The 12,601-nt window shown below is 58.3% G+C and carries 13 protein-coding genes; all 13 read left to right on the top strand.

The window, feature by feature from the left end:
* Positions 1-63: 63 nt before the first annotated feature.
* Positions 64-828, top strand: a complete 765-nt coding sequence (locus BTUS_RS07940; RefSeq protein ID WP_013075594.1) for a DUF3388 domain-containing protein — start codon at positions 64-66, stop codon at positions 826-828.
* Positions 829-854: 26 nt separating this feature from the next.
* Positions 855-1,649, top strand: coding sequence for a helix-turn-helix domain-containing protein (locus BTUS_RS07945; protein WP_013075595.1), 795 nt, complete (start codon positions 855-857; stop codon positions 1,647-1,649).
* A gap of 87 nt (positions 1,650-1,736) precedes the next feature.
* The gene (locus tag BTUS_RS07950) at positions 1,737-2,333 is read left to right on the top strand and encodes a YhcN/YlaJ family sporulation lipoprotein (RefSeq protein ID WP_013075596.1); all 597 of its coding nucleotides are present in this window, start codon (positions 1,737-1,739) and stop codon (positions 2,331-2,333) included.
* Positions 2,334-2,484: 151 nt separating this feature from the next.
* On the top strand, positions 2,485-2,976 hold the full coding sequence (locus BTUS_RS07955; RefSeq protein ID WP_013075597.1) for a YajQ family cyclic di-GMP-binding protein: 492 nt from the start codon (positions 2,485-2,487) through the stop codon (positions 2,974-2,976).
* A gap of 88 nt (positions 2,977-3,064) precedes the next feature.
* On the top strand, positions 3,065-4,393 hold the full coding sequence (gene rimO / locus BTUS_RS07960; protein WP_013075598.1) for a 30S ribosomal protein S12 methylthiotransferase RimO: 1,329 nt from the start codon (positions 3,065-3,067) through the stop codon (positions 4,391-4,393).
* Positions 4,394-4,975, top strand: coding sequence for a CDP-diacylglycerol--glycerol-3-phosphate 3-phosphatidyltransferase (gene pgsA, locus BTUS_RS07965; protein WP_013075599.1), 582 nt, complete (start codon positions 4,394-4,396; stop codon positions 4,973-4,975).
* Between the two features lie 43 nt (positions 4,976-5,018).
* Positions 5,019-6,290 (top strand): competence/damage-inducible protein A, encoded by a 1,272-nt coding sequence (locus BTUS_RS07970; protein WP_013075600.1) that lies wholly within the window; start codon positions 5,019-5,021, stop codon positions 6,288-6,290.
* A 4-nt stretch (positions 6,291-6,294) separates the two neighbouring features.
* Positions 6,295-7,875 (top strand): DEAD/DEAH box helicase, encoded by a 1,581-nt coding sequence (locus BTUS_RS07975; RefSeq protein ID WP_013075601.1) that lies wholly within the window; start codon positions 6,295-6,297, stop codon positions 7,873-7,875.
* Between the two features lie 170 nt (positions 7,876-8,045).
* On the top strand, positions 8,046-9,101 hold the full coding sequence (gene recA / locus BTUS_RS07980) for a recombinase RecA (RefSeq protein ID WP_013075602.1): 1,056 nt from the start codon (positions 8,046-8,048) through the stop codon (positions 9,099-9,101).
* Positions 9,094-9,579, top strand: coding sequence for a regulatory protein RecX (locus BTUS_RS07985; protein ID WP_013075603.1), 486 nt, complete (start codon positions 9,094-9,096; stop codon positions 9,577-9,579). The genes recA and BTUS_RS07985 overlap by 8 nt, the downstream gene beginning before the upstream one ends.
* A 178-nt stretch (positions 9,580-9,757) precedes the next feature.
* Complete coding sequence (rny, locus tag BTUS_RS07990; protein ID WP_013075604.1) at positions 9,758-11,287, top strand: ribonuclease Y; 1,530 nt, start codon at positions 9,758-9,760, stop codon at positions 11,285-11,287.
* A 44-nt stretch (positions 11,288-11,331) separates the two neighbouring features.
* Positions 11,332-12,144 carry a TIGR00282 family metallophosphoesterase gene (locus BTUS_RS07995; protein ID WP_013075605.1) on the top strand — a complete coding sequence of 271 codons (813 nt, stop codon included), beginning with the start codon at positions 11,332-11,334 and terminating at the stop codon, positions 12,142-12,144.
* 126 nt (positions 12,145-12,270) lie between these two features.
* Complete coding sequence (gene spoVS, locus BTUS_RS08000; protein ID WP_013075606.1) at positions 12,271-12,531, top strand: stage V sporulation protein SpoVS; 261 nt, start codon at positions 12,271-12,273, stop codon at positions 12,529-12,531.
* Positions 12,532-12,601 lie beyond the last annotated feature (70 nt).

Here is a 12,601-nt window from a genome sequence, read left to right on the forward strand (position 1 = left end):
GGATTCACCACGCTTTACACACTGGGGATTTCGGGATTTTGACATGGGGAGGAGCTCGATTTCATGGAGGACTGGTACTTCGAGTACGACATTCACAAGAACCGCCCCGGGCTTTTGGGGGATATTTCTTCTCTCCTGGGTATGCTATCCATAAACATCCTCACCATCAACGGGGTGGAGAACACTCGTCGGGGTCTTCTCATACAAGTCGAAGACCGGCAAAAGATTTCGGTGCTGCGCCAATTGCTGAGACATGTCAACAGCATCAAGGTCACCGCCCTCCGGCAGCCTACGTTGATCGACCGCATCGCCCTTCGCCATGGCCGATTCATCGCCCGGGAGTCGAGTGATTTAAAAACCTATAAATTTACCCGAGACGAGTTGGGAATTCTGGTGGATTTTCTGGGAGAACTGTTGAAGCGACCCGGGCATCAGGTGATTGGGGTGCGGGGGATGCCCAGGGTGGGGAAGACGGAGTCCATCGTCGCGGCGAGCGTGTACGCCAATAAACATTGGACCTTTGTCTCGTCGACGTTAATCAAGCAAACCATTCGCACCGATTTTGACCCGGACGAGCGCAATCCGTCCACCAACGTCTATATTATTGATGGCATTGTGTCCACTCGCAGGGCCGGGGAAGAACACCGCAGGCTGGTTCGAGAAGTCTTGAAAATCCCCGGTCCGAAAATCATTGAGCATCCGGATATTTTCGTGCGCCATTCGGAGTACGGATGGGATCTGTTCGACAGGATCATCGAGCTGCGGAATACCCCTGAAGAAGAAATTACGTACGAAGAGTTGCCCTGTGTGTTGAGTGACTATGAGTAAAACCACGCCGCCAAGGAGGAGGAGCCATGGAGGACGTCGGGCAATTGCTCCGGAAAACCCGGGAGGGCCGGGGGTTGACTCTCGAGGAGGTCGCCGAAGCGACAAAAATCCGTTCCGTGTACCTAGAGGCGATCGAACGGGGGGATCTGAGCGCGCTGCCCCCGGGGGTGTATGCCCGGGGGTTTGTACGGGCATACGCTGAGTTTCTGGGATTGGACGGAAATGAGGTGTTGACCCAGTCGGGACTGTCGGCGCCTGCCGCCCCGCTATCTCGGGAGGTTACGGGGGACGGAGACGTGACCACCCTGTCTCAGCCCGGCCGCATCCGCCGAGCCGTCCCACAAATTGCCGCGAGCGCAGCCCTTTTAGCCGTGCTGCTTGGCGGGTACTGGTTTCTGGCGAACCGGCACCCGGGTTCGGCGCCCCCCGCGTCCCAACCGAATGGCACGACCGCTTCCCAGGTGCCAGCAGCCCCGCCGCCGGCTGCACAAAGCCCCCCTGCCCCAGCGCCTCCTCAACCGGTGCTTCAAGTGGTGAAGCGCAATGCTTCTCAATATATGGTGGATGTGGGGAAGGTGGATCAATTAGAGGTCGTTTTACGGGTCGGACCCCATCCGTGCTGGATTGATGCAGAAGCGGACGGCCACCCGGTCGAGCAAAGAACATTGCAACCGGGGGAAAGCAGAACCTTTACAGGGAATCAAGAGGTGAGGATTGTCGCGGGTCGGGCGTCGTCGTTAACTGTCATGGTCAACGGTCAGCAGCTCGAGCCGGTGACCTCGGACGTCCTGACCTATACGGTGAAGAAAAGCTCCTCCTGAGGTGCGGCGTCGGGCATCAGGCAGGTTGCGCATAGTTGCCATCGGTGCGGCGATACTAACGGTACCTAGGGTGAGAGGGGGACTGTCATGGATCGCCGTACGTTGCTCGCCGTGACATTGACAGCGACCATATCGTTGTTTGCAACTGGATGCGGAGTATCCCGGGAGGCCAATCCTGGAGCTCCGGCCCCGGCGCCCGCGCCAGCTCCAGCACCGGGGGGTGCTCCGGCTCCGGCGCCCGCGCCGGCACCTCGTGCAATGGGCGTGCGGGTGGCGGACGACCTGGCGCAAAAAGTCGTTCAGATTCCCGGCGTTCGCGCCGCTACGGTCTTTGTCTCCGGAGATACCGCCTATGTGGCCCTGGATCAGGGAACCACCCAAGGACGACCGCCGGCACCCGGCGGTGTGGCGCCCGGACAGCCAGCGCCGAGTCCTTCACCCAGCGGCGGAGCCACTTACGGACAAACCGATGTGGCGGTGTCCAATCAATTGAAACAACGGGTCACCGACGTGATCCGAAGAGCCGATCCGTCGATTCGCATCGTCCGGGTCAGCGCCAACCCGGCGGTGATGCAACGGTTTCAGACGTTCTCCCAAGATCTTCAAAACGGTCGACCCGCTTCAGGGGTTGCCGATCAATTTCGGGCATTCGTCCAACGGCTATGGCCGGCGCCTTATTACTGAGGCACGACAATCACAGGTACAGCCCGATTGGCGATGAGTGCTCCCGGTTGACGTCGGCGGCTCTCCGAACCCGGAAACCACTCGGTTTCCGGGTTTCCTGTTTTCTGCCTGGACTGTGGTATAATATGCCGTGGTGATGGGAGGGAGTGCCGTGGCCAAAGAGAATAGTTTTGACATTGTCTCCAAGGTCGACTTTCAGGAAGTGGATAACGCCGTCCATCAAACGATGAAGGAACTGGAGACCCGTTTTGATTTCAAAGGCAGTGTCAGTCGCGTGGAACGCCAGGGGGCGGAACTGGTGATTCTCAGCGATGATGAATATAAACTCCGCAGTGTCATCGATATTCTTCAAGGAAAGCTGATTAAACGCGGAGTGTCCTTAAAAGCGTTGCAATCCGGCAAGATTGAGCCCGCCGCCGGGGGAGCGGTGCGCCAGCGGGTGAGTATTCGTCAAGGGATCGATGCGGACAACGCCAAACGGATCGTCCAAATCGTGAGGAACAGTAAGCTCAAAGTCCAGGCAGCTGTTCAAGGCGACCAGGTGCGGGTTTCCGGAAAAAGCCGAGATGACCTGCAAAAAGTCATTCAATTGGTCAAGGATGCTGACCTTCCGTTAGATGTCCAGTTTACCAATTTTCGTTAAAGTGGCGATCTGGGCGCCTGTACACGCCCATCAGTTTTGGAGTATACTGTAGTGTACATGTCAATCGACGGCGGTTGGAGGATTCATAATGGGGCGTCAGATTGCGGTGGTCACCCTCGGGTGCGAAAAAAACCAGGTGGATTCCGAGGTGATGATGGGCCTCATGGAACGCTGGGGGTTTGACTTGGTCGCGGATCCCCAGGAAGCCGATGTCATCGTCGTGAATACCTGCGGGTTCGTCGACCAAGCCAAGGCCGAATCGGTGAACACGATCCTTCAGATGGCTCAGTACAAGGAAAACGGTCATTGCAAAGCCTTGGTGGTGGCCGGATGCCTCGCCCAGCGTTATCAGGAGGAACTCATGCGGGAGATTCCCGAGATCGACGGGATGCTCGGAACGGGCGAGTTTCACCGCGTCCCGGAAGTGGTGGAACAGGCTTTAGCGGGTAGGCACCCGATGCGATTTGGAAATCCTGTGTATCTCTATGACGAGGTCACTCCTCGAAAACGAGTTGGTCTGCCGTATTCTTCCTATGTCAAGATCGCCGAAGGATGTGACCACGGCTGCACTTTTTGTGCCATTCCCTTAATGCGCGGAAAGTTTCGCAGCCGCCCGATCCCGTCCATCGTTGAAGAGGCTCGGCGCCTGGCCGCGGATGGGGTTCGGGAGATCAGTCTGATTGCCCAAGACTCCACCCAGTACGGTTTGGACTTGTACGGTCGGCGACGGTTGCCCGACCTGTTAAAAGCGTTAAACGATGTGGATGAACTGCGGTGGATTCGCTTGCATTATGCGTACCCGGGGTATTTTACCGACGAGTTGATCGACGCGATGGCCGGGTTGCCCAAGGTGTGCAAGTACGTGGATTTGCCGCTGCAGCATTCGGAAGACGAGATTCTTCGGGCTATGCATCGCCCGGGCCGGAACAGTCAAGTTCGGAAGTTGTTGGAGCGGATTCGAACCCGCATACCCAATGTGGCGATACGCAGTTCGTTTATCGTGGGGTTCCCCGGGGAAACCGAGGAACAGTTTTTGCGGCTGGCCGATTTCGTAGAAGAGATGGCCTTTGACCGAATCGGCGTCTTTGCCTTCTCCCGGGAGGAAGGCACCCCTTCAGCTGCCATGGAGGGCCAGATTTCCGAAGCGGAAAAGGAGCGCCGGGCAGCCTGGTTGATGGAAGTGGGGAGAAAAGCCTCGGCGGCCCGGGGAGCGGCCCGGGTGGGCCAGGTGATCGATTGCCTGCTCGAACGCCAAGACGACCGGCGCCCGGATATCTGGATCGGTCGCTCGGAGTACGACGCTCCGGAGATCGACGGACAGGTTTTTGTGTCTGGTGCAGGTGGGCGGCCCGGGGAATTCGTCAAAGTGCGAATCACCCATTCCTTCGATTTTGATCTGGCCGGGGAGGGCGTCTAGGTGAATCTGGCCAACCGCATCACCATCGCCCGCATTTTCCTGGTGCCGGTTGTCATGTTTTTCCTCTTGGTGCATTATAACTTCGGTCGGGTGTCGCTGGCGGGGCATGTGCTGACGGTCAATGAAATCGTGGCCGCGCTGATTTTTATCGTCGCCGCAAGCACCGACGGGTTGGACGGGTACATTGCGCGAAAGCGCAGGATTGTCACGAACTTTGGGAAGTTCCTCGATCCCTTGGCGGACAAACTCCTGATTTCGGCGGTACTCATCTCCTTGGTGGAAATGCACCGGGTCGAAGCCTGGGAAGCGATCGTCATCATCAGCCGGGAGTTCGCGGTGACGGGATTGCGATTGGTGGCGGCAGCGGAAGGCACAGTCATCGCTGCAAGTCGGATGGGGAAGTTGAAGACGGTCACCCAGATCGTGGCGGTCGTCGCGTTAATGATGAATAATTTGCCTTTCGCGTACGTCGGCATTCCGGTGGCAGCCTGGATCATGTACCTGGCCGTACTGATCACTGTCATTTCCGGAATCGATTATTTCGTGAAAAATCGACACGTGATCGGGTTTGGGAAAACTTGAGCGAGCATGACGGGAACTCGAATCACGAGGCGGGGGCAGCGGGATGAAGGCGGAGATCATCGCTGTGGGTACGGAACTCTTGCTGGGGCAGATTGCCAACACCAACGCCCGGTTCGTTTCGGAACAATTGGCTCTGGTCGGGGTTGGGGTATACTTCCATACAGTGGTGGGGGATAACCGGGGCAGGCTGTTGAGTGTGTTACAGACGGCCCGGCAGCGATCCGATCTCGTGATCTTGTGCGGCGGGTTGGGGCCCACCGAGGACGACTTGACCCGGGAGACGGTGGCGGAGTTTCTCGGGCGGCCTTTAGAGCTTCACCCGGAAGCGCTTCGTGCGGTGGAAGGATACTTTTCTGGGTTGGGCCGGGACATGCCGGAAAACAATCGCCGCCAGGCCATGGTCATTCAGGGCGGGAACATGATTCCCAATCCCCGGGGAACGGCGCCGGGACAGTATGTGGAGGCGGAGGGGCGGCGGTACGTCCTTTTACCCGGCCCCCCCACGGAGTTCGAACCCATGGTCCGGGAATCGGTGATTCCGTTGGTGCAAACCTGGATGGGCGGGAACGAAACCATTCGTTCCCGAGTGCTTCGCCTTTACGGGATCGGCGAATCACACCTGGCGGAACGGATCGCCGATTTGTTGGCCGCCCAAAGTAACCCAACTCTGGCCCCTTTGGCCGCCGAAGGGGAGGTTACGCTCCGGTTAACCGCCCGGGCTGCCTCGGAAAAAGAGGCGTGGGAACGGATCGCTCCGCTGGAGGCAGAGCTGCGCCGGCGCTTGGGGCGATATATCTACGGCGTCGACGCGGAAACCCTGGAGGTGGCCGCAGGTCGAGTTTTACAAGCCCGAGGAATGACCGTTGCCACCGCGGAGAGCTGCACCGGGGGGCTCCTGGGAGAGATGATCACCAACGTTCCGGGGAGTTCCCGGTATTTTGTCGGCGGAGTGATATCGTACAGCAATGATGTGAAGAAAGCGGTTTTGGGCGTTTCCGGGGAGATCCTGGAGCGTCTCGGAGCGGTGAGCGAACCGGTGGCCATCCAGATGGCTCAGGGAGTTGCCGAGCATCTCGGAGCGGACTGGGGGATTGGAATTACCGGGATCGCCGGACCGGATGGCGGTACGGAGACAAAACCGGTGGGTTTGGTGTATATCGCCGTGCATCATCGGAATGCGGATCCCTGGGTAAAAGAATTTCGATTTCGTGGAGACCGCCGCCAAGTGCGCATTCGGGCCGCCAAGGCGGCACTGTTCGCCCTGTGGCGAAAAGTCGGGGCGATGGATGAAGGGTTAAGTCCTGCAGAAAGGTGAGAGAATGACAACATTTACTGATTTTCAATTGAGCCGAAGAGTGCAGCAAGCCATTGATGATATGGGATTCGAGGAACCCTCTCCGATTCAGGCAGCTTGTATTCCTCTGGTGTTGCAAGGAAAAGATGTCATTGGTCAAGCTCAGACGGGAACGGGGAAAACTGCGGCCTTCGGGGTGCCGATTATTGAGATGATGGGTACGGGTCGGCACGTTCAAGCCTTGATTCTCACTCCTACCCGGGAATTGGCGATCCAGGTGGCCGGGGAGTTGCGCAAGATCGCGAAGTATGCCAGGGTGAGGACGCTCCCGATTTATGGCGGGCAGTCCATTGGTCACCAGATTCGGGCGCTTCAGCAGGGCGTGGGAGTGGTCATTGGAACTCCCGGGCGGGTGTTGGACCATTTGCGCCGGGGCACCTTGAAGTTAGACAAAGTGCGCACCGTGGTTCTGGACGAAGCGGATGAGATGTTGGATATGGGGTTCATCGAAGATATTGAGGCGATTTTGAAGGAGACACCCCAGGAACGCCAGACGCTCTTGTTTTCGGCCACATTCCCCCACGAAGTGAAGCAGTTGGCAGTCCGGTACATGAAAAACCCGGAGCACGTGACGGTCAACCGGGGGGAAATGACCGTCCCCCTGATCGATCAGATCTACTATAAAGTGCTGGAACGCAACAAGCTGGAAAGCTTGTGCCGGATCATCGACAGCGAGGACGTGTCGCTCGGCATCATTTTTTGCCGCACCAAGCGCGGGGTGGATGAGCTGACCGAGGCACTGCTGGCCCGGGGATATCTCGTGGACGGACTTCACGGCGATTTGTCCCAGGCCCAGCGGGATCGGGTGATGAAAAAATTCCGCAACGGGGATATCGAGTTTCTGGTGGCCACGGATGTCGCGGCCCGGGGGATCGACGTGACCAATGTCACCCACGTGATTAACTATGACATTCCCCAGGATCCAGAATCGTATGTGCATCGGATCGGCCGGACGGGACGGGCCGGTCGGCGGGGACTGGCCATTACCTTGGTCACTCCCAGGGAGTTCAAGTTGCTGAAACAGATCGAGAGGGAGACCCAAGCTCCCTTGGTGGGGCGGGAGGTCCCCACGTTGGCGGATGTGGCGGAACGGGTGGCCGAAAACTGGCGGGAGCGGTTGCGGCGCACGGTCCAGGAGGGGGGGATCGCCAATTACCGCGCCATTCTCGGCTCTCTCCTGGATGAGTTCGATCCGGTGGATCTGGCCGCCGCTGCTTTAAAGCTGGCCAGCGCCGACGATCTGCACACGGGCGAGGAGGAGGACTACGATTTTGGCGAGACCGGGGCATCCCCTGGCATGGTCCGCTTTTTCCTAAACATTGGACGCAGCGCCAATGTGGGACCCGGGGATCTTGTGCGGATAATTTCGGAGGAGACGGGCATCCCCGGTCAGGCGATCGGCAAGATCGACTTGTACGATCGGTTCGCCTTCGTCGAAGTGGAGGAGGAATCGGCACCCTTTGTATTCGAGGCGCTGCGCCAGGCGCGCATCAATGGACTTCGGGTCAACTTGGAACCGGCGCGCCCTCGAAGCCGCCGGGCCTGAGGGCCCGGGCGGTGGATCCCCGCCGGGGCGGGGATTTTTTTCGCCGCAGATCCCAAACGAATGTTCGTGGGGTCGAGCTTTGCTATAATAAAGACGCACAAAGGTTAGCAGGAACGGACGGGTCCCGGAGCGAATTAGTCAAGCGAGAAGAAGGGAAGGAGTGGGCAGGGGTGGCGGATCGGAAGGCGGCACTGGACATGGCGCTGCGCCAGATTGAGAAACAATTCGGGAAAGGTTCGATTATGAAACTGGGAGAGGCCCAGGCGAGTATGAACGTCGAAGTGGTCTCCACCGGCGCTTTGGCGTTAGACATTGCTTTGGGGGTCGGGGGATTCCCCCGGGGGCGTGTGATCGAGATTTACGGTCCGGAGTCTTCGGGCAAGACGACGGTGGCTTTGCACGCCATCGCCGAAGTACAGAAGTTGGGCGGACAAGCGGCGTTTATCGATGCCGAACACGCCTTGGACCCCGTGTATGCCCGCAATCTTGGCGTCAACATCGATGAGCTGTTGATTTCCCAACCGGATACCGGGGAACAAGCTCTGGAGATCGCCGAGGCGTTGGTGCGCAGCGGCGCGGTGGATATTATTGTGATTGACTCGGTGGCGGCGCTGGTTCCCAAAGCCGAACTGGAGGGGGACATGGGCGATTCCCACGTGGGTCTGCAGGCCAGGCTCATGTCCCAAGCTTTGCGTAAGCTTTCCGGGGCGATTTCCAAGTCCCGGACGATCGCGATTTTTATCAACCAGATTCGGGAGAAAGTCGGCGTCATGTTCGGCAATCCCGAGACCACCACCGGTGGGCGGGCGCTGAAGTTTTACTCCTCAGTGCGCCTGGAAGTGCGGCGGGCCGAGGCCCTTAAACAAGGAAACGAACTGATCGGAAACCGGACTCGGATCAAGGTGGTAAAAAACAAGGTCGCCCCTCCTTTTAAACAAGCGGATGTGGACATCATGTTCGGGGAAGGAATCTCACGGGAGGGCAGCATTGTCGATCTGGGAGTGGAGATGGATGTCATCGAAAAGAGCGGGGCCTGGTATTCCTTCGAAGGTGAACGATTGGGCCAGGGCCGGGAAAACGCCAAGCAATTTCTAAAGGAACACCCGGAGATCGCCGATCGTATCGAAGGAAAGATTCGCAGCATGTGCCACGCCGAGGGCTCGGCGGGAGTCCGCCCCGCATCGGGCTTGATTGGGTCGGACGAAGGTGAGTTTTTCGATGAGTGAAACCACCGGCGAAGCCGAGGCGTGGAACCGCGCGCTCCAGTATTTGGCGCGAAGGTCCCGGTCGGCAGCCCAGGTGAAAGAACATTTGCAAAGACAGGGCCATCCGGTTGATGTGGTGGACCGGGTGATTGACCGCTTACGGGGGCGAGGTTGGATCGACGACGTCGCCTACGCCCGGCGCTGGCTGGAGAGACGCGTGGAGGCGGGCCGGACCAGTATCTGGCGAGCTCGGTGGGAATTGACCCGTCAGGGGGTCCGGGGCGAAGACATCGATCGAGCCTTGGCGGCCATTCCGAAAGACTGGGAAAAACAAGCGGCCATAAGGTGGCTGCGCTTTCACCGCCGCCGGCATCGAAACAACGACCTCACCACCTGGCGGGCTAAGGCGTATCGAGGGCTGATGCAGAACGGGTTCGACCGGGATCTGGCTTTTAGTCTGGTGGCATCTTGGGATGATGAGCAGATGGGCGGTGGTTGACAACTATTGACACACCCCGTACAATAGGTAATGCGTATGAGAAGTTTTTCCGGTCTCTGCCGAACGCGGCGGCCGTAGCATACCGATCCGCACCCGGTACAAGGGATAGGTGCCGGCGTGTGTTCTGCGTCCATGCTCAGGTCCGTTATCCTGAGCAAAGGGGCGATGGATCGTGTGGATGTATGGGGTGTCTATCCTGGCAGCATTATTGATCGGGGCCGGGATTGGATATTGGATTCGCCGGGCTGTGGCTGAAGGAAAGGTCCGCACTGCTGAACAACGCGTTACAGACATGTTGGAGGAAGCGGGCCGGGAAGCGGAGCGCACCCGGAAGGAAGCGCTGATCGAGGCGAAGGAAGAAGCCCATCGAATTCGCTCGGAGGCGGAACGGGAGATTCGCGAACAGCGAACCGAGTTGCAGCGGCTGGAGCGGCGCCTTCTTCAGAAAGAGGAACACTTGGACCGAAAGACGGAGTCCGTGGAACGAAAACTCGAGGCGGTAGCCCAGCGCGAGCGAGAGGTCGAACATCTCCGGGCGGAAGCGGAGCAGATGGTACGCCGGCAGATGGCGGAGTTGGAAAGAGTCTCCGGCTTAACCCAGGAGCAGGCGAGGGAGACGATCCTGGAGAGCGTGGAGCGGGAGTGCCGCCACGATGCGGCCATCATGATCAAAGAGATTGAACAACAAGCGCGCCACGAAGCGGAAAAGAAGGCCCGGGATATTGTGGTCACCGCGATCCAGCGCTTTGCCGCCGACCACGTCGCGGAAACCACCGTGTCGGTGGTCAACCTGCCCAATGATGAGATGAAAGGCCGGATTATCGGTCGCGAAGGGCGCAACATCCGGGCCCTGGAAACCCTGACGGGGATTGATCTGATTATCGACGATACCCCGGAAGCTGTGATTCTGTCGGGTTTTGATCCCATCCGGCGGGAAGTTGCCCGGGTGGCTCTTGAAAAACTGGTGGCGGACGGCCGCATTCATCCGGCCAGGATTGAAGAGATGGTGGAGAAAGCCCGTCGGGAAGTCGAAGAGCGGATTCGGGAAGAAGGGGAACAGGCGGTGTTTGAAACCGGGGTGACGGGCCTGCACCCCGATTTGGTGAAGATCCTCGGCCGACTGAAGTACCGGACCAGCTATGGGCAGAATGTGCTGAAACACTCTGTAGAGGTTGCTCACCTGGCGGGTTTAATGGCAGCCGAACTCGGCCTTGACGTACAATTGGCGAAACGGGCCGGTTTATTGCACGATATCGGCAAAGCGATCACCCATGAAGTGGAAGGGTCCCATGTTGAGATCGGTCTGGACCTGGCCCGAAAGTATAAGGAGCATCCCGTGGTGCTCAATGCCATTGGAGCCCATCACGGAGACACGGAATACACCTCGGCGATCTCCATGCTGGTGGGGGCAGCGGATGCGATTTCCGCAGCGCGACCCGGGGCCCGGAGGGAAAGTCTGGACGTGTACATTAAGCGGCTGGAGCGCCTTGAGGAGATTGCGGAGTCTTTCGAAGGTGTGGAGAAGTCCTATGCCATTCAGGCCGGCAGAGAGATTCGTATTATCGTCAAACCTGAGCTGATCGACGACGCAGAATCGGTACGCATGGCTCGGGAGATATCCAAGCGCATTGAAAACGAGCTCGACTATCCTGGGCATATTAAAGTCACGGTGATCCGCGAGACCAGAGCCGTCGAATACGCAAAATAAGGTAGCCGTCAGGCTACCTTATTTTTTAGAGAGGATGTCACAGGGTGCGGATTCTATTTATCGGGGATATCGTGGGAAGCCCGGGGCGACAGGCTGTGGAGCGTTATCTTCCCCGGGTTCAGGATGTGGTCCAGGCGGATATCGTGATTGCAAACGGCGAGAATGTCGCGGACGGGCGGGGAATCACTCCCAATCTGGCCGAATGGTTGTTTGACCACGGGATCGACTTTATCACCATGGGAAATCACGTCTGGGACCACCCGAAGATTTTCGATTTCATCGATCAGGAGAAGCGCCTGGTTCGGCCCGCGAATTTTCGCCTGGCTCCCGGCCAGGGTTATGCGCTGTGTTCCGTTGGCGGCCGTCAGCTCGCCATTGTCAACGTATTGGGCCGGGCTTTCATGGGGGAATGGGACGGGCCCCTGGAGGTCCTCTCCGCGGTGCTGGAGGAAATCGCCGACCAGGCGACGTGGATCGTGGTGGACGTGCATGCGGAAACCACGTCGGAAAAGCAGGCGCTTGCCTGGTATTTTGACGGCCGGGTCAGCGCGGTGGTGGGAACCCACACCCACGTGCAGACGGCGGACGAGCGAATTCTGCCAGGGGGCACGGGATATATCACCGACGTGGGAATGACCGGTCCCTTTGACGGCATCATCGGCATGAAAAAAGAGCCGATTCTTCATAAAATGATCACCCATCTGCCGGCGCGCTTTGAAGTGGCCGATGGGGATTGCCAGTTTTCGGCGGCGATCATCGATTGTGAAGACGAAAACGGACGGTGTGCGGCAATCCGCAGGGTGTTCATTACCCCCGACCATCCCTGGCCCGACGGGGCGGCCTTTAAGCGCCCATGATCCGGCCCGGTTTCCTGGAGAAGAATTTTTCGAATAATAGCCATTGAAAAAAGGAATTTCCTAAAGGAACCGCGAATATAAGTATCAATGTCCTTCTCAACCCAACAGCAAGGGAGGAACCTCACGATGGAAGTATTAAAAGTTTCAGCAAAATCCAACCCCAATTCTGTTGCCGGAGCCCTGGCCGGCGTATTGCGGGAACGCGGCGCGGCGGAAATCCAAGCGATTGGGGCCGGGGCCCTCAATCAAGCAGTGAAAGCCGTAGCGATTGCACGAGGATTCGTAGCGCCCAGTGGAATCGACTTGATTTGCATCCCCGCCTTCACCGATATTTTGATCGACGGGGAAGAGCGGACGGCGATCAAGTTGATCGTCGAACCTCGCTGAGGCCAGGGATCAACATCACCGATGTCAACATGATTATTGGACAACGCCTGTTTGCTCCTCTTGACAAACA

The organism is Kyrpidia tusciae DSM 2912, assembly GCF_000092905.1.
Taxonomy (GTDB): Bacteria; Bacillota; Bacilli; order Kyrpidiales; family Kyrpidiaceae; genus Kyrpidia; species Kyrpidia tusciae.